Raw genomic sequence first — 17,882 nt, forward strand, 5'->3', positions numbered from 1 at the left:
CTCACTCCACCGCGTACCAGCGCACCAGCCGCGGCGCGGCCCAGTCGGTCACGACGGATTCGATCAGCCATCGTCCGGGCGAGGTCGCGGCGAACGCGATGCGCTGGGTCTGGCCGGGCTCGATCGCGAGCGTGTCGAGCCAGTAGGGCTTCCAGCCGTCGTCGAGCTTGTCGAGCAGGCGGAAGGGGTGGCCGTGCAGGTGGAAGACGGTCGTGATGGGGGCGGGGTTCTTGAGGGTCAGCACGACGGTGCGGCCGCTCCTGGCGCGGAAGGCCGGCGCCGAGGAGGTGGAGAAATTCGCAGGCCGCGCCCAGCCGGTGTCGGGCGCGCCGAGCGCGACATCGAACCGCAGGGCGCCCCTGAGGTCGAGCTGGTCGGGCAGGGCATTCGCAGGGAGCGGTTGTGGCGGCAACAGCGGCGCGCGCCGCTCCATCGTGCCGGAGATCGTGAGGTTTCCGATCGGGCGGGCCTCCTTGCCGTCATGCAGCAGAAAGGGGGCCAATGTGGCTGCGTCCACAAAGGCGTCGGCGCGCGCGCCGGGGGCCAGCACCAGGGCGCCGTTGCGCGCCGGGAACGGCTCGGCCGGCTGTCCGTCCAAGGCCATCACACGGACGTCGTGATTTTCCAATTTGATCGCCAGAACAGAGCGTTGGGAGCCGTTGATAAAGCGCAATCGCAGCCGCTCATTGGCCGCGGCTGAGAGCTCGCATGAAGTCTGCCCGTTGATCGTATAGAGCGGGGTCGTGTCCTTCGGGTCGCGGCCCGGGGGCAGCGCTGTCCCATCCGGCCGCAGGCGCCATTCCTCGATCAGCAGGACCTCGTCACGATCGACGGCGATGCGGCTGGTCTCCTCCGCGATGATCGGAAGCGGGCGCGCCGGCTGCTTCAGGCCGTCCTCGAAGAGACGAAAGTCGGTCAGCAGGGTTCCGGCGTTTGGTATTGAAATGATTGAAGTTTCAGTCGCATCCGGCGCGGTCGGCGCGCGTCCCCGCAGCGGGTCGGCCGCGGCCGGGCCGTTGAGGCCGTACCAGACTGGCGCAAGTGGCACAGGCAGGTCGTTACGGAACACCACCTCGCAGCGGTCACCACGCTTGAGATGGACGCCCCTGGTGTGGCTTACGGCGGCCAGCTCCCAGATGGGTGTCGGCGGCTGACCCGGCCTCAAGGCCAGGGTTGCCAGGCGGGCCTGGAGGGCGAGCTGGGCGGTCACGGGCGGGACTGCGCCACCGGTCATCAACCCGGCCGCCGAGGCTCCAAGGCCGCCAAGAAGGCCGGCCAAAACCTCGCGCCGATGAGGGTCAAAGATCCGCGGTTTCATGAGCCGATCCGGACCACGCCGCGCTGGATAAGTCCAGCCATCGTGCCTACTTGAAGCTTGCCTCCATCAGGCCATTTTTTTGCTGCGAACAGTCAGGCGCATGCTATAAGCCCGGCCGCCCGCGGCATCGCGGCCGGTCTTGATGCAAATTCACGCGGGCGTGGCGGAACTGGTAGACGCGCTGGATTTAGGTTCCAGTGACGAAAGTTGTGGGGGTTCGAGTCCCTCCGCCCGCACCAAGCGCTTTCAGCGTTTGCACGGATTACCGAAGGGCTGTTTCCTTACGGAGTGTTTCCGGCGGGAGCGGTCCGATGAACCACCGGCGTTGAGGCGTTCGCCTCGCGCCGGATCGATTAATGACAGCGTCCCGACGCGAGAGCGTGCCGGGACCGAACGAGAAGAAGATTGGACGCCATGCAGGTCACAGAAACCCTCTCGGAAGGTTTGAAGCACGAGTTCAAGATCAGCGTTCCCGCGTCTGATCTCGACGCCAAGGCCGGCGCCAAGCTCGTCGACCTCAAGGACAAGGTCCGCATCAACGGCTTCCGTCCCGGCAAGGTGCCGGTCGCTCATCTGAAGAAGGTCTATGGCCGCTCGGTGATGGCCGAGACCATCGACCAGACCATCCGCGACACCAACACGCAGCTGTTCTCCGAGCGCGGCTTCCGCCTTGCGACCGAGCCGAAGATCACGATGCCGAGCGAGCAGGCCGAGGTCGAGGAGCTGCTGAGCGGCAAGACCGATCTGACCTACACGGTCGCGATCGAGGTGGTGCCGTCGATCGCGCTGGCCGACTTCAAGACCTTCCAGGTCGAGAAGCCCGTGGCTGACGTCACCGACTCCGACGTCGACGAGGCGATCAAGCGCATCGCCGACAGCAACCGCGGCTATGCCGCGAAGGCCGACGGCGCCAAGGCCGAGTCCGGCGACCGCGTCACCGTCAACTTCAAGGGCGCCATCAACGGCGAAGTCTTCGAAGGCGGCACCGGCGAGGGCATCCAGGTCGTGATCGGCTCCAACACCTTCATTCCCGGCTTCGAGGAGCAGCTCACCGGCATCGGCGCGGGCGAGACGCGCACGCTGAAAGTGTCGTTCCCCAAGAACTACATGAACGCCAAGCTCGCCGGCCAGCCGGCCGAGTTCGAGACCACCGCGACCGCGATCGAAGCGCCGCAGGACATCGCGATCGACGACGAGTTCGCCAAGACGCTCGGCCTCGAATCGCTGGACAAGCTGAAGGAAGCCGCGCGCGAGCGTCTGGTTGCCGAGTTCGCGGGTGCGACGCGTCAGCGCGTCAAGCGTGCGCTGCTCGACCGTCTCGACGAGGCGCATCGCTTCGAGGCGCCGCCCTCGCTCGTCGACGAGGAGTTCAATCTGATGTGGAACTCGGTCAAGGCCGAGATGGACTCGGCCGGCAAGACCTTTGCCGACGAGGATACCACTGAAGACGCCGCCAAGGAAGAATACCGCAAGATCGCCGACCGCCGCGTGCGCCTCGGCCTCGTGCTCTCCGAGATCGGCGAGAAGAACAAGATCACCGTGACCGACGACGAGGTCGGCCGCGCCGTGATCGAGCGGGCGCGCCAGATGCCCGGCCGCGAGAAGGAAGTCTGGGACTATTACCGCAGCAACGCCCAGGCGCTGGCCCAGCTTCGTGCACCGATCTATGAGGACAAGGTCGTCGACTTCATCCTTGAGCTCGCCAACGTGACCGAGAAGAAGGTCTCGCGCGAGGACCTCTACAAGGACGACGAGGCGGAAAAGACCGCGGCCTGAAGGCTTTGAGACAGTCTTCCATTAAGGATGATCAGTGGAAGGGCCCGGCTAGCCATGTGGCTGGCTGGGCCTTCTTGCGAGAATCAGCTTCAAGTGCCCGGTGGATTAAGCCTTAATTCGCTCCGCACTTGTCTGGCGCGAATTGGGCTATATCTGTCGGTACACCCTGTACCCAATCTTCTACCGCTACCAACTTCCTGCATCACGGGCGTCCATCGGCCTTCCGGCAAATCCAGCCAAACTGGCAGCCAAGAGTGGCGATGTCCGCCTCCGAAAACCCTAGGTGACTCATGCGCGATCCGGTTGAAACCTACATGAACCTCGTGCCCATGGTGGTCGAGCAGACCAACCGTGGCGAGCGCGCCTACGACATTTTCTCGCGCCTGCTGAAAGAGCGCATCATTTTCCTCACCGGTCCGGTCGAGGACGGCATGTCGACGCTGGTCGTCGCGCAGTTGTTGTTCCTCGAGGCGGAAAATCCGAAGAAGGAAATCTCGATGTACATCAACTCGCCGGGCGGCGTGGTGACGTCGGGCCTTGCCATCTACGACACCATGCAGTTCATCCGCCCGCCGGTCTCGACGCTGTGCACGGGGCAGGCGGCTTCGATGGGCTCGCTGCTGCTCGCCGCCGGCGAGAAGGACATGCGCTTCTCGCTGCCGAACGCGCGCATCATGGTGCATCAGCCCTCCGGCGGCTTCCAGGGCCAGGCCACCGACATCATGCTGCATGCGCAGGAAATCCTGAACCTGAAGAAGCGGCTCAACGAGATCTACGTGAAGCACACCGGCCAGACCTACAAGACGATCGAGGATGCGTTGGAACGCGACAAGTTCCTGACCGCCAACGACGCCAAGGAGTTCGGCCTGGTCGACAAGGTCATCGACAAGCGCGCCGAAGAGCCGGCGGCAGCGAAGACCTCGTAGCACTACCGGTCGGCAACGGCGATCCCTTGGGGGTCGCCGGGTACCTTCAGGGAAGCGTTCACGTTTAGGACTCGTGTGCGCGCCGCAAAACGCCGTTTTGCGCCCCACGACAGGCAGAAAGTTCCGCTTTCGTGCTTGTTTTTCGTGGCAATCCAGCAACGCCGGGGTGATTTCGATCACTTCGCCCGTGCCAAGACCTGAAATCACGGTATTGTCACGGGTAGCCGACGACCCCCGATTAGCGAATTCTTGATAGTCGGGTGACAGCATGGTTGGCTACGAATGATCCGCTATGATCGCGGGGGAATCGAGTGACCGTGATTCGCACGGGATGTAACGCGTAGGGTCTTTTTTGGTACGGAATTTGCTCTATTTGAGTTTCATACCGACCGGTGTGTCGGGATGGAGCGATCGAGCGGAACGGGATCGAACCGCGGACGGAGACATGAATGAGTAAGGTCGGCACGAGCGACTCCAAGAACACGCTATATTGCTCGTTCTGCGGCAAGAGCCAGCACGAAGTCCGCAAACTGATCGCGGGTCCCACGGTCTTCATCTGCGACGAGTGCGTCGAGCTTTGCATGGACATCATCCGCGAGGAGAACAAGTCCTCGCTGGTCAAGTCGCGCGACGGCATTCCGACGCCGAAGGAAATCTGCAAGGTGCTGGACGATTACGTGATCGGCCAGAGCCATGCGAAGAAGGTCCTGTCGGTCGCGGTGCACAACCACTACAAGCGCCTCAACCACCAGACCAAGCACAACGACGTCGAGCTCGCGAAGTCGAACATCCTGCTGATCGGTCCGACCGGTTCGGGCAAGACGCTGCTCGCGCAGACGCTCGCCCGCATCCTGGACGTACCGTTCACGATGGCGGACGCGACGACGCTGACCGAAGCCGGTTATGTCGGTGAGGACGTCGAGAACATCATCCTGAAGCTGCTCCAGGCCGCCGACTACAATGTCGAGCGCGCCCAGCGCGGCATCGTCTACATCGACGAAATCGACAAGATCAGCCGCAAGTCCGACAATCCCTCGATCACGCGCGACGTGTCGGGTGAGGGCGTGCAGCAAGCGCTCTTGAAGATCATGGAAGGCACGGTGGCGTCGGTCCCGCCGCAGGGCGGCCGCAAGCATCCGCAGCAGGAGTTCCTGCAGGTGGATACCACCAACATCCTGTTCATCTGCGGCGGTGCGTTCGCCGGCCTCGAGAAGATCATCTCGGCGCGCGGGCGGTCGACCTCGATCGGCTTCGGCGCCCAGGTGCTCGCGCCGGAGGACCGCCGTACCGGCGAGATCTTCCGTCACGTCGAGCCTGAGGATCTCCTGAAGTACGGCCTCATCCCCGAGTTCGTCGGCCGTCTGCCGGTCGTGGCGACGCTCGAGGATCTGGACGAGACCTCGCTGAAGAAGATCCTGACCGAGCCGAAGAACGCGCTGGTGAAGCAGTACCAGCGCCTGTTCGAGATGGAGAACATCGAGCTGACCTTCGCCGACGAGGCGCTTGGCGCGGTCGCCCGCAAGGCGATCGAGCGCAAGACCGGCGCGCGTGGTCTGCGTTCGATCCTCGAGGCGATCCTGCTCGAGACCATGTTCGACCTGCCGGGTCTGGAAGGTGTGGAAGAAGTCGTGATTTCGCGCGAAGTCGTGGAAGGCACGGCCCGTCCGCTCTACATCTACGCCGATCGATCCGATCGTGCCGTCGAGAACGCCAGCGCCTGATTTGCGGCGCTGGAACGCTCCAATCGTCCAGAGAAGTGACGGCTGCGGAATGTATCTCCGCAGTCGACGTTGCGTCGCTTAGCCGTGTGCGTAAGCGCCTGATGGCGCGCGTTTTTCAATGACTTGACACCCCCCGGGTCGATAGCCACCTAATGTCGGCGGCGAGCGTGAATTCTCTTCAAGATTCGCCTCAGTTCCGATCCGGCAAGCCCAGTCCAACCATAGAATGGTAGACCGGTTTTGTGGATCACCTCGGCACCTTGTGGCGGTTGCGCATGAGCATGGCGGACTGCGTGCAGGGGGGCAAAGCAAAAGGAAAAGGCCATGTCTAATCCAAAACCCCGGCCAACCATCGTCCATGGCGAGACGCACGCTTATCCCGTGCTTCCCTTGCGCGACATCGTCGTCTTCCCGCACATGATCGTTCCGCTCTTCGTCGGCCGCGAGAAGTCGATCCGCGCGCTCGAAGAGGTGATGAAGAACGACGCGCTGATCATGCTCGCAACGCAGAAGAACGCGTCCGACGATGATCCGGCGCCCGATGCGATTTACGAGACCGGTACGCTTGCCAGCGTGCTCCAGCTCTTGAAGCTTCCCGACGGCACCGTGAAGGTGCTGGTCGAAGGGCTCGAGCGTGCGCGCGTGCAGAAATACACCGATCGCGCCGATTATTACGAAGCGACCGCCATTGCGCTGGCCGATACCGATGCGAAGTCGGTCGAGGCGGAGGCGCTGGCGCGCTCGGTCGTGTCCGACTTCGAGAGCTATGTGAAGCTTAACAAGAAGATCTCGGCGGAGGTCGTCGGCGTCGTGCAGGCGATCACCGATTTCGCCAAGCTCGCCGACACCGTCGCCTCCCATCTCGCCGTCAAGATCGCGGATCGCCAGGGCATCCTGGAGACGCTGTCGGTCACCACGCGCCTCGAGAAGGTGCTGGGCCTGATGGAGAGCGAGATCTCGGTGCTGCAGGTCGAGAAGCGCATCCGCTCGCGCGTCAAGCGCCAGATGGAGAAGACCCAGCGCGAGTACTATCTCAACGAGCAGATGAAGGCGATCCAGAAGGAACTCGGCGACGACGACGGTCGCGACGAGCTCGCCGATCTCGAAGAGAAGATCTCCAAGACCAAGCTCTCCAAGGAAGCGCGCGAGAAGGCGCAGCACGAATTGAAGAAGCTGCGCCAGATGTCGCCGATGTCCGCGGAAGCGACCGTCGTGCGCAACTATCTGGACTGGCTGCTGTCGATCCCGTGGAACAAGAAGTCCAAGGTCAAGAAGGACCTGGAATCGGCGCAGGCCATCCTGGACTCCGATCACTACGGTCTCGAGAAGGTCAAGGAACGCATCGTCGAGTATCTCGCGGTGCAGTCGCGCGCCAACAAGCTGACGGGACCGATCCTGTGCCTCGTCGGACCTCCCGGCGTCGGCAAGACCTCGCTCGGCAAGTCGATCGCGAAGGCGACCGGGCGCGAGTTCGTGCGCGTCTCGCTCGGCGGCGTGCGCGACGAGGCCGAGATCCGCGGTCACCGCCGCACCTATATCGGCTCGATGCCCGGCAAGATCATCCAGTCGATGCGGAAAGCCAAGTCGTCCAATCCGCTGTTCCTGCTGGACGAGATCGACAAGATGGGCGCCGACTTCCGCGGCGATCCGTCCTCGGCTTTGCTCGAGGTCCTCGACCCCGAGCAGAACGGGACCTTCAACGACCACTATCTCGAGGTCGACTACGATCTGTCCAACGTGATGTTCATCACGACCGCGAATACGCTCAATATTCCGGGACCGCTGATGGACCGCATGGAGATCATCCGGATCGCGGGCTACACCGAGAACGAGAAGGTCGAGATCGCGCGCAAGCACCTGATCCCGAACGCGGTGTCCAAGCACGGCCTGGACTCCAAGGAGTTCTCGATCGACGACGACGCGCTGCTGCTGCTGATCCGCCGCTACACCCGCGAAGCGGGCGTGCGTAACCTGGAGCGTGAGCTCTCCACACTCGCCCGCAAGGCGGTGAAGGAGCTGATGATCTCCAAGAAGAAGTCGGTCAAGGTCACCGAGAAGTCTCTCGAAGAGCTTCTGGGCGTGCCGAAGTACCGCTTCGGCGAGATCGAGAGCGAGCCGCAGGTCGGCATCGTCACCGGCCTTGCCTGGACCGATGTCGGCGGCGAGCTCTTGACCATCGAAGGCGTCATGATGCCGGGCAAGGGCAAGATGACGGTCACGGGCAACTTGCGCGACGTGATGAAGGAATCGATCTCGGCGGCGGCGTCCTACGTCCGCTCGCGCGCGATCGTCTATGGCATCGAGCCGCCGCTGTTCGACCGGCGCGACATCCACGTGCACGTGCCGGAAGGCGCGACGCCGAAGGACGGTCCGTCGGCGGGCGTGGCGATGGCCACCGCGATCATCTCGGTCATGACCGGCATCCCGGTTCGCCACGATGTCGCGATGACCGGCGAGATCACGCTGCGCGGCCGCGTGCTGCCGATCGGCGGTCTGAAGGAGAAGCTGCTCGCCGCGGCCCGCGGCGGCATCAAGACGGTGCTGATCCCCGAGGACAACGCCAAGGATCTCACGGAGATCTCCGATGCGATCAAGGGCGGCATGGAGATCATCCCGGTCTCGCGGCTGGACGACGTCGTCGCCAAGGCGTTGGTGAAGAAGCCGGTGCCGATCGTCTGGGAAGAGGACACCAAGGTGACGGTGAAGCCGGACGGCGACGAAGCCGCCGGCGGCCTGACCGCTCACTGATCTCCAGCGAAAGATGATAAAACGGCGCCTTCGGGCGCCGTTTTTGTTTTGAGGCAAGGGAACGAGGGCGATGCGGATCGACGGGCAGTGCCATTGCGGGCAGGTCACCTTTGAAGCCGAGATCGACCCCGAGGCGGTCTCGGTCTGCCATTGCCGGGACTGCCAGACGCTGACGGGATCGCCGTTCCGGGTCACCACGATCTGTTCCGCCGGCGACGTCAGGCTCACCGGCGGCACGCCAAAAATCTACGGCAAGCGCGGCGACAACGGCCGGATGCGCTTCCAGCATTTCTGCGCCGATTGCGGTTCCCCGCTGTTTACCAGCGGCGAGGGCGACCAGGCCGACGATTGGGGCATCCGCTGGGGCAGCATCCGCCAGCGCGACGCTCTGAGGCCCAGCCGACAGATCTGGTGCCAGTCGGCGGCGGTATGGATCGACGCCGTGCCGGCGCTGCCGGGGAGGCCGGGGGATTGATGTTCCGTACTTGCCCACCGAGGGCGGGTAGGGATAAAGAGGCGGCGAGGGGCGGTTAGCTCAGCTGGTTAGAGCATCTCGTTTACACCGAGAGGGTCCGCGGTTCGAATCCGTGACCGCCCACCAGATACGCTCGCTGATGCGGTCTATCCGGCCATCCGCGTCGGGTTATGTGATCCCTGGTCCAGGGCATGCTTCCAAAAGCGATGGTGTCGTGATGGCCGATATGATGACGAAGAAATCCCATGGCTAAGGCATATATCTTCGGTGCAGGTGGTCATGCGCGCGTGATCGCCTCGTTCCTCGATGTTGCGCCGGTCTTTGTCGTTCGCAGCCTGGACGGCCAGGCGGCGTTGCCGGGAAGCATGATGTCCGAGGACGACTATTTCCGTGAGCTCCCGCTCGGGGATGCCTACCTCGGAATAGGAGCCAACGCGGCGCGCGAACTCTGTGCATCGCGCTTGCGGGCCGCCAAGGTGAATATGCCGCCGTGCATCGCTCCGACGGCCTTTGTCGCGAGGGATGCCGAAATCGAGAGCGGCGCCGTGATCGGGGCCGGTGCTGTCATCGGCTCCAGGGCCCTGATCGGGCGTGACACGATCGTCAACACCCTTTCCAGCGTCGACCACGATTGTGTTCTCGGTGCGCTGTCCCAGGTGACAGTCGGCGTGACGTTCGGCGGCGGGGTCAGGGTTGGCGCCAATTGCTTCTTTGGCATGAAGAGCGGCGTCTTTCCGAACAGGATCATCGGCGACAATGTTCAGGTCATGGCTGGCAGCCTGATCAGTGCCGATGTCGAGCCGAATGTCATGATGGGCGGAAATCCGGCGCAGCTCGTCAAGCGGATCGCTTGAGGCCCGCGATCGGGGCGGGCCGCCGGCTTGCGGAATATGGAATATTACGAAGCGTAAACGGCGCGCGAGTGCGTGCGATGAGGTTCCGATGCAACAGCCCAGCGGTGACGCGCAGAACGCCGACCAGATCGCCTATTGGAACGGACCGAGCGGGCAGCGCTGGGCCGACCGCCATGCGGCGCAGGAGCGGCTCCTCGGGCCGATCGCCGATGTCCTGATCGCACGGGCCAAGCCGAAGCAAGGCGAGCGCGTGATCGACGTCGGCTGCGGCTCCGGTGCGACGACGGTTGCGTTTGCAAAGGAGGTGGCGCCGAACGGATTTGCGCTCGGGCTCGACGTCTCCGATCCCATGCTGTCGCAGGCACGTGCGCTGGCGCCAAAGGGCCTGCCGCTCGAGTTTGTGCAGGCAGATGCGACGGTCCATCCGTTCGAGCCGGCGAGTTTTGATCTCTTGGCCTCGCGCTTCGGCGTCATGTTCTTCGCCGATCCCATCGCGTCCTTCACCAACCTTCGTCGCGCGCTGAAGCCGACGGGTCGGCTCGCCTTCGCCTGCTGGCGCGAGCCGAAGGAAAATCCCTGGATGATGGCGCCGCTGATGGCGGTCTACAAACACGTGCCGAAAATGCCGCCGGTCGGGCCGGAGGAGCCGGGCCCGTTCGCCTTTGCATCGGAAGAGCGCGTGACGCGCATCCTGAAAGGTGCAGGCTTCGTCGATGTGGCGATGGAGCCGCACAATCTCGCGATGGATGTCGCGATCGGCGGTGGTCTCGATGCGGCCGTCGACGGCGCCTTGCAGATTGGCCCGGCCAGCCGCGCGCTCCAGGGCCATCCGCCGGAGATCTACGAGGCCGCAAAAGCCTCGATCCGCGAGATGCTGACGCCGTTCCTGAAGGGACAGTCGGTGGCGCTTCAGGGCGCGATCTGGATCGTGACGGCGAGGGCGGCGTAAGGCGCGACTCTCACCACGCCGTCATTGCGAGGAGCTCTTGCGACGAAGCAATCCAGAAATGTCTCCGCCGTGGTCGTCTGGATTGCTTCGCTTCGCTCGCTATGACGGTGTGGAGGCAGAATGCCTCACACCACATCATCCGGCGCCAGCGCACAGCCATTGTCCGGATGCGTCTCGATTTGAAGCGTGGTGTGGCCGATCCGGAAGGACGCCTTCAGCAGCTGCGCGGTCTCCATCAGGAACGGATCGCCGGCCCCTGCGGGCATGACGAGATGGCAGGTCAGGGCCGTCTCGGTGGTCGAGATCGGCCAGACGTGGAGATCGTGGATGGCGGAGACGCCGGGCCGTTGCTGCAGAAACGCCCTGATCGCGGCAAGGTCGGTGCCCTTGGGGGCGGCCGCCATCGACATGTCGATGGAGCCGCGGAGCAGGCTGGTCGTGCTCCAGAGGATGGAGGCGCAGATGACGAGGCTGGTGACGGGATCGAGCCAGAGCCAGCCGGTCCAGATGATCAGCGCCGCCGAGACCACGACGCCGAGCGAGACGGCGGCGTCGGCGGCCATGTGCAGATAGGCGCCTTCGATGTTGATGTCGTCCTTGCGACCGCGTGCGAACAGCATGGCGGTGAAGCCATTGACGAGGATGCCGATGCCGGCAACCACCATCACGGTCACCCCCGCGACCGGCTCCGGCTCGCGCAGGCGCAAAATCGCCTCCCACCCGATCGCGCCGGTCGCGACCAGCAGGAACACCGCGTTGGCCAGCGCCGCCAGGATGGTGGAGGCACGCAGGCCGTAGGTGAACCGGCCGCTCGGGGCGCGCCGCGCCGCGATCGAGGCGCCCCATGCCACGACCAGGCCGAGCACGTCGGAAAGATTGTGGCCGGCGTCCGCAAGCAGCGCGGTGGAGTTGCCGATATAGCCGTAGACCGCCTCGGCCACGACCAGCACAATGTTGAGCGAAATGCCGATCGCGAACGCCTTGCCGAAACTGGCGGGGGCGTGGACATGCGCATGGCCAACACCGTGAGCATGGCTGTGGTCGTGGCCATGGCCATGATCATGCGTATGGCCGGCATGGTCATGATGATGATGGCCGTGATGGTCGTGGCTGCCCAAACCTAGCGCTCCCCGGAAGCTGCCAAATCGGCCGCCATTGTAGGCGTTTCGGTAGCCCCGTCACGCCGGAACAGCAGGTAGAGCGCCGGCAGCACCAGGAGCGTCAGCACGGTCGAGGAGATGATGCCGCCGATCACCACGGTTGCGAGCGGCCGCTGCACCTCGGCGCCGGCACCGGTGGCGAGCGCCATCGGCACGAAGCCGAGGGAGGCGACGAGCGCGGTCATCAGCACCGGGCGCAGGCGGGTCAGCGCGCCCTCGCGCACGGCCTCCGCAATGGGACGGCCCTCGCTGCGCAGCCGCTCGATGAAGGCGATGATGACGAGGCCGTTGAGCACGGCGACGCCCGACAGTGCGATGAAGCCGACGCTGGCGCTGATCGACAGCGGAATGCCGCGCAGCAGGAGCGCGGCGACGCCGCCGGTCAGCGCCAGCGGCACGCCGGAGAACACCAGCGCCGCATCCGCCGCCGATCCCATGCCCATGAACAGCAGCAGGAACACCAGCAGTAGCGCCACCGGTACGACGATGGTCAGCCGCTTGGTGGCGGAGACGAGCTGCTCGAACTGTCCGCCCCAGCCGATCCAGTAGCCGGGCGGCAGCTTGACCTTCTCTGCAACGGCGGCCTGGGTCTCGGCGACGAAGGAGCGCAGATCGCGTCCCCTGACATTGGCCATCACGACGACGCGGCGCTTGCCGTTCTCGCGGCTGATCTGGTTCGGCCCGGGCGCGATCTCGATCGCCGCAACGGAGGACAGGGGGACGTAGCGCAGCGCCGTTCCCGATGCACCTGGCCAGGCGGTTTTGGTGACGGCCGCGGTATCCTCCCCCGGCGGCAGCGGGATCGGCAGCGACTTGATCGTGTCGGGGTTGGCACGCAGGCTTTCCGGCAGCCGCACCACGATGTCGAAGCGGCGGTCTCCCTCGAACAGCTTTCCGACCGGCTTGCCGCCGATCGCGATCTCGACCAGGTTCTGCACCTCGCTCAGGCTGAGGCCGTAGCGCGACAGCGCCTGACGGTCGAGCCTGACGGTGAGGATCGGCAGGCCCGCGACCTGCTCGGTCTTGACGTCCGCGGCGCCCTCGATGCCGCGGACCACGCCGTTGACCTGCTGGGCGATGCCGGCGAGCACGTCGAGATCGTCGCCGAAGATCTTGACGCCGACGTCGCTGCGAATGCCGGCGATGAGCTCGTTGAAGCGCATCTGGATCGGCTGGGTCATGCCGTAAGCCGTGCCGGGCAGGGTGTTGGCGGCGCGTTCAAGCTCGGCGACCACCTCGTCCTTGGGCTTGCCCGGATCGGGCCATTCGTCGCGTGGTTTGAGCGTGACGTAGGTGTCGGTCACATTCGGCGGCATCGGATCGTTGGCGATCTCGGCGGTACCGATCTTGGAGAAGATGGTCGCGACCTCCGGGACCTGCTTGATCGTCTTTTCCAGCCGGAGCTGCATGTCGACGCTCTGGGTCAGGCTGGTGCCGGGAATCCTAATGGTCTCGATGGTGATGTCGCCTTCGTCCAGGCTCGGGATGAATTCGCCGCCCATGCGCGTTGCGGCGAAGACGCTGCCGGCGACGATCAGCAGCGCGCCGAGTGCGACGCTGCCGCGGTAGCGGATGGAGCGATCGAGCAGCGGCACATAGAACCGCTTGGCCGCTCGCATGAAGGCGTTCTCTGTCTCCGAGACCTTGCCGGTGACGAAGATCGCCACCGCGGCCGGGACGAAGGTGATCGACAACAGCGCCGCGCCCGCGAGCGCCATCAGCACGGTCAGGGCCATCGGCGTGAACATCTTGCCCTCCGTCCCCGTCAGGGTCAGAACCGGCAGGTAGACCACGGCAATGATGAGCGTGCCGAACAGGCTCGGCTTGATGACCTCGCTGCTGGCGGCGCGGATCGTGTCCATCCGTTCCTCGAGCGACAGCAGCCGGCCACGCCGGTGCTGTTCGGCAGCGAGCAGCCGCAGGCAGTTTTCGACGATGATGACCGCGCCGTCGACGATGATGCCGAAGTCGATCGCGCCCAGACTCATCAGATTGGCGCTGACCTTGCTCTCGACCATGCCCGTGATCGTGAACAGCATCGACAGCGGGATGACGCAGGCCGTGATCAGCGCGGCGCGGATGTTGCCGAGGATCAGGAACAGCACCGCGATCACCAGCGCCGCGCCCTCGACGAGGTTCTTCTCGACGGTCTGGATGGTGGCTTCCACGAGATGCGTGCGGTCGTAGACGGCACGCGCGACCACGCCGTCGGGGAGCGATTTCGCGATCTCCGTGAGCCTCGCCTTCACGCGCTGGGCCACGGTGCGGCTGTTCTCGCCGATCAGCAGCATGGCGGTGCCGAGCACGGTTTCGCTGCCGTTCGTAGTCGCGGCGCCCGAGCGCAGGTCCTGGCCTTCCTGGACGTCGGCGACGTCGCGGATACGCACCGGCACGCCGCCGCGCGAGCCGATCACGATGTCGCGGATCTCCTCGATATTGGCGACCTGGCCGGGCGCGCGGACGAGATATTGCTCGCCGTTGCGCTCGATATAGCCGGCGCCGACATTGGCGTTGTTGGCGGCCAGCGCCGTCATGATATCGCGGAAGCCGAGCTTGTAGGCCATCAGCCGGCCGGGGATCGGCAGCACGTGGAATTGCCGCTCATGACCGCCGATCGAGTTGACCTCGATCACGCCGGGAATGGTGCGCAGTTGCGGCTTGATGATCCAGTCCTGGATGGTGCGCAGTTCCGTCGGCGTGAACTCGGCGCCGGACGGCGACTTCGCGTCGGCCTTGGCCTCGACCGAGTAGACATAGATCTCGCCGAGCCCGGTCGAGATCGGCCCCATCGCGACCTCGGTGCCTGCAGGCAACTGGTCCTTTGCCTGCTGGATGCGCTCGTTGACGAGCTGGCGCGCGAAATAGATGTCGGTGCCGTCCTGGAATACGACGGTGACCTGGCTCAGGCCGTAGCGCGAGATCGAGCGGGTGTAGTCGAGCCTGGGCAGGCCGCCCATCGCGGTCTCGATCGGGAAGGTGATGCGCTGCTCGGCTTCGAGCGGCGACAGGCCCGGCGCGCGCGTGTTGATCTGGACCTGGACGTTGGTGACGTCGGGCACCGCGTCGATCGGCAGGCGGGTGAAATTCCAGGCGCCGAAGGCGCCGGCCGCGAGCGCGAACAGGACCACGAGCCATCGTTGACGAATGGAGAAGCGGAGGAGGGCGTCAATCATGGTCGGCGTCTCCCTTGCCCATCTCCGCCTTGACCACAAAACTGTTCTCGGCGACGTAGCGCTCGCCGACGGAGAGCCCTGCGCGGATCTCCACGAATTTCGGATCGGAGTCGCCGAGCTCCACGGGGCGGGCCTCGATCTTGTCGCCGTCCTCGCGGACGAACACGATGGTCCTGTTCTCCAGCGTCTGGATCGCACTTCGGCGCACGGCAACTGCGACGTCGCGGGCGGCGAGGATCAGCCGCGCCGTGACGAACAGGCCGGGGCGAAGGCGGCCATCGGGATTTGGCAGCACCACGCGCGCCAGCGCGGTCTGGGTCTCGCTCGAGCCGATCGGTGCCATGTAGGAGATCGCGCCCTTGATCTCGCCGCGGCCATCGTCGGGATCGATCAGCACCTCGTCGCCCAGGCGGACGCGCCGGAGGTCCTGCCGGTAGATCGACAGATCGACCCAGATGCTGGAGAGGTCGGCGACGACGAAGGCCGGTTTCTGCTCGGAGGCGTATTCGCCGAGCGAGATCTGCCGCTCGATGATGGTGCCGGCGATCGGCGCCTTCAGCTCATAGACGGTGAGGCTCTGGTTGCTCTCGATCGCGGCGAGCAGATCGTCCCTGGCGACCTTGTCGCCGATGCGCTTCTGGATCGATTTTGCAATTCCGGGAAAGCGGGGTGTGACCTGAACGACCGCCTCCTGGTTGGCGCGCAGGATGCCGTTGAAGGCCAGCGTGTCGGTTAGCGTGGCGCCCGCGGCCGCCGCCAGCGTGACGCCGGCGGCGGCCAGCTTGACGTCGGAGATGCGGATGCGGTCGGCGCCGTGCTCGTCCTGCTCGACATGGTCGTTCGGCTTCTCCGGCTTCTTGTCGGCGGCATGTTCGGTCGGGGTGACCCTGGCCGGCGCAAGCATGGCGTAGCCATAGGCACCGAGCGCTGCGGTGACGATCGCGAGCAGGATGGTGGAGGATGTCTTCATCGTGCGCCCTCCCGGGCCAGCGCAAAGGGATTGCCGACGAGACCTTCGATGGTCGCCACTCCGGCATGGAAATTCTGCAGCGCCTCCTGCTCGCGCAGCCGCGCCTGCGCGACGCTGGCCTGGGCATCGAGCACTTCGAGCAGGGTGAAGCGGCCCTGGCCGTAACCTTGCGAGATCGCTTCCGCAGCCTCGGTGGCTTTAGGAATGGCGGTCTCGCGCAGCACGGCAAGCTCGCGCAGCGAGCCCTGGAGCGAGTCATAGGCGCGGCCCGCAATCACGATCAGCGTGTTGCGGTTGGCCTCGCGCTCGGCCCTGGTCTTGGCGAGGCTTTCCTGCGCGGAGAGGATGTTGCCCTGGTTCTGGTCGAACACGGGGATCGGCACCGAGACGGTGAGGCGCGCCGCATCGTCATTGGTCTCGTTGAAATGGCGCCAGCCGGCCGCGATCCGCACGTCCGGATAGGGCTTGAGCCGCGCCATCAATAGTTCGGCATTGCGCTGGGCAAAGACCGCCGTCCAGCGCACCAGTTGCGGATTGGCATCGATGGCGGCGACCACCGACTGGAACGTGGGCGGGCGTCCCGTGGTGTCGAGCCGGCCGGAGACCTCGCCGAACTTCGCCGCAGGATCGCCCATCAGCACCGCGAGCTCGCGCCGGGCGCTCGCCAGCGTCGCCTTGAAGCGCTCGCGATCGGCCTTCACCAGGGCGGAGGCGACCTCGGCGCGGCCGGTCTCGGCCGGGGAGGAAGCGCCGGCCTCGACGCGGCGGCGGAGCAGCGGCGTCAGCCGGTCGATCGCGACGATTTGCTCGTCGAGGATCTGGATCCGCCGCTGCGCGCCGAGCACGCTGAGGAAGGCGATCGCGGTCTCCGACAGCACCTCCAACCTGACGGCCTTGCGCTGGATCGCGGCGACCTCGATGCCGGCCTGTCCGGCAGCGATCCTGGCGTCCCGCTTGCCGAACAGCTCGAAGGCCTGGCTGATCTGGAGCGTGGTCTCGGCCGATCGCGTGCCGCGATAGATGCCCGACCCGAATGAATTGTCCTGTTCATAGGACAGTTCCGGATTGAGAAGGGCGCCTGCCTGGATGCGTTGGCCCGTGGCAATGCCGACGTCGCGCTCCGCCGCCGTCAGGCGCGGGCTCGCGGCCAGCGCGCGCGAGAGCGCCGCGCGCATCGTCAGCGTCTGGGCGTGTGACGTCAGCACCAGGGGTGGGCTGATGAGAATGGCCGTCGCGCACGCGATGCGCGCGGCGAGTCGCCTGCAAAACATGAACAGAACCTGTGAAGGAGAACCGATGGGCGCGATGGGGCGCCCGGCTGATCCGTTCAGGTCAGGTGCTTGGGGGGAGGAGAGTCCGTATCGGGCGCGATGCCGGCGAGCGCCGGCTGCCGCTGCTGGACCGGCGCGGCCATCACGTCGGCCGTGGCTTCCGGTTGCACCGGTTGCACGACGGCGAGGGAGAAGCAGCCGTGGCAATGATGGCCGGCAAGCGCCTTGTGATCGCCATGGTCGGCCGCGCCGTCTTCGAGCATCGAGGCGATCTCCGAGCCGCCGGACGGGCTGGTGACATCGATGTCGTGGGCGCCGTGGAGCGCGCCCGAGAGCAGATACATGACCGCGACGAGCACAGCCACGAGCCCACGCCAGTTGCGCGTGTAGCTCAGTCTGAAGGGCCGGCGGTTCAGGAGCACGAATTCATTCTCGCTGTCGGTTCGGCTGGCCTAGCATGGCGGCGGGAACAGTGTCGACCCGCAATAATGTTACGTGTGGGGAACTCAACGTCGCAGCCGCACCTCACGATGCGACTGCG

Annotated in this window: 13 protein-coding genes and 2 tRNA genes; 9 read left to right on the plus strand and 6 right to left on the minus strand. The window is 65.2% G+C overall.

All coding sequences use genetic code 11. The annotated features are described in order from the left end of the window. Position 1: 1 nt before the first annotated feature. Positions 2 to 1,318 carry a multicopper oxidase domain-containing protein gene (locus BM118_RS00590; protein WP_092180820.1) on the minus strand — a complete coding sequence of 439 codons (1,317 nt, stop codon included), beginning with the start codon at positions 1,316 to 1,318 and terminating at the stop codon, positions 2 to 4. A 154-nt stretch (positions 1,319 to 1,472) separates the two neighbouring features. Between BM118_RS00590 and BM118_RS00595 the strand changes: the two genes are divergently transcribed. The 9 genes from BM118_RS00595 (at position 1,473) to BM118_RS00635 (ending at position 10,767) form a co-directional block, all read left to right on the plus strand. Further along, positions 1,473 to 1,557, plus strand: a tRNA-Leu gene (locus tag BM118_RS00595). Between the two features lie 175 nt (positions 1,558 to 1,732). Continuing rightward, a complete protein-coding gene (gene tig, locus BM118_RS00600; RefSeq protein WP_092180823.1) occupies positions 1,733 to 3,094 on the plus strand; it encodes a trigger factor in 1,362 nt (453 codons plus the stop codon). A gap of 290 nt (positions 3,095 to 3,384) precedes the next feature. Next, entirely contained in the window at positions 3,385 to 4,020 is a 636-nt protein-coding gene (locus BM118_RS00605; RefSeq protein WP_092180826.1) for an ATP-dependent Clp protease proteolytic subunit, read from the plus strand. 449 nt (positions 4,021 to 4,469) lie between these two features. Continuing rightward, entirely contained in the window at positions 4,470 to 5,741 is a 1,272-nt protein-coding gene (gene clpX / locus BM118_RS00610) for an ATP-dependent Clp protease ATP-binding subunit ClpX (RefSeq protein WP_008547851.1), read from the plus strand. Between the two features lie 324 nt (positions 5,742 to 6,065). Beyond that, the gene (lon, locus tag BM118_RS00615; protein ID WP_092180829.1) at positions 6,066 to 8,489 is read left to right on the plus strand and encodes an endopeptidase La; all 2,424 of its coding nucleotides are present in this window, start codon (positions 6,066 to 6,068) and stop codon (positions 8,487 to 8,489) included. Between the two features lie 70 nt (positions 8,490 to 8,559). Next, positions 8,560 to 8,964, plus strand: a complete 405-nt coding sequence (locus BM118_RS00620; RefSeq protein WP_092180832.1) for a GFA family protein — start codon at positions 8,560 to 8,562, stop codon at positions 8,962 to 8,964. Positions 8,965 to 9,013: 49 nt separating this feature from the next. Next, positions 9,014 to 9,090: transfer RNA gene (locus BM118_RS00625), tRNA-Val, on the plus strand. 119 nt (positions 9,091 to 9,209) lie between these two features. Beyond that, entirely contained in the window at positions 9,210 to 9,818 is a 609-nt protein-coding gene (locus tag BM118_RS00630) for an acetyltransferase (protein WP_092180836.1), read from the plus strand. Positions 9,819 to 9,906: 88 nt separating this feature from the next. Next, positions 9,907 to 10,767: a class I SAM-dependent methyltransferase gene (locus BM118_RS00635; protein ID WP_092180840.1), complete on the plus strand. Its 861-nt coding sequence runs from the start codon at positions 9,907 to 9,909 to the stop codon at positions 10,765 to 10,767. A gap of 125 nt (positions 10,768 to 10,892) precedes the next feature. Here BM118_RS00635 and BM118_RS00640 read toward each other — a convergent pair whose 3' ends face one another. From BM118_RS00640 to BM118_RS00660, 5 genes are read right to left on the minus strand one after another with little or no spacing between them, the layout of a single operon-like run. Beyond that, positions 10,893 to 11,885 carry a cation diffusion facilitator family transporter gene (locus BM118_RS00640; protein WP_177233906.1) on the minus strand — a complete coding sequence of 331 codons (993 nt, stop codon included), beginning with the start codon at positions 11,883 to 11,885 and terminating at the stop codon, positions 10,893 to 10,895. A 2-nt stretch (positions 11,886 to 11,887) separates the two neighbouring features. Continuing rightward, positions 11,888 to 15,100 (minus strand): divalent metal ion exporter subunit IhpC, encoded by a 3,213-nt coding sequence (ihpC, locus tag BM118_RS00645; protein WP_092180843.1) that lies wholly within the window; start codon positions 15,098 to 15,100, stop codon positions 11,888 to 11,890. After that, complete coding sequence (gene ihpB, locus BM118_RS00650; RefSeq protein WP_092180846.1) at positions 15,093 to 16,070, minus strand: divalent metal ion exporter adaptor subunit IhpB; 978 nt, start codon at positions 16,068 to 16,070, stop codon at positions 15,093 to 15,095. Before ihpB ends, ihpC begins: the two co-directional genes overlap by 8 nt. Continuing rightward, positions 16,067 to 17,341, minus strand: a complete 1,275-nt coding sequence (ihpA, locus tag BM118_RS00655) for a divalent metal ion exporter subunit IhpA (RefSeq protein ID WP_092180849.1) — start codon at positions 17,339 to 17,341, stop codon at positions 16,067 to 16,069. Before ihpA ends, ihpB begins: the two co-directional genes overlap by 4 nt. 56 nt (positions 17,342 to 17,397) lie before the next feature. After that, positions 17,398 to 17,763 (minus strand): hypothetical protein, encoded by a 366-nt coding sequence (locus BM118_RS00660; RefSeq protein WP_092180852.1) that lies wholly within the window; start codon positions 17,761 to 17,763, stop codon positions 17,398 to 17,400. Positions 17,764 to 17,882 lie beyond the last annotated feature (119 nt).

Origin of the sequence: Bradyrhizobium sp. cf659 (genome assembly GCF_900113725.1) — a bacterium.
Taxonomy (GTDB): Bacteria; Pseudomonadota; Alphaproteobacteria; order Rhizobiales; family Xanthobacteraceae; genus Bradyrhizobium.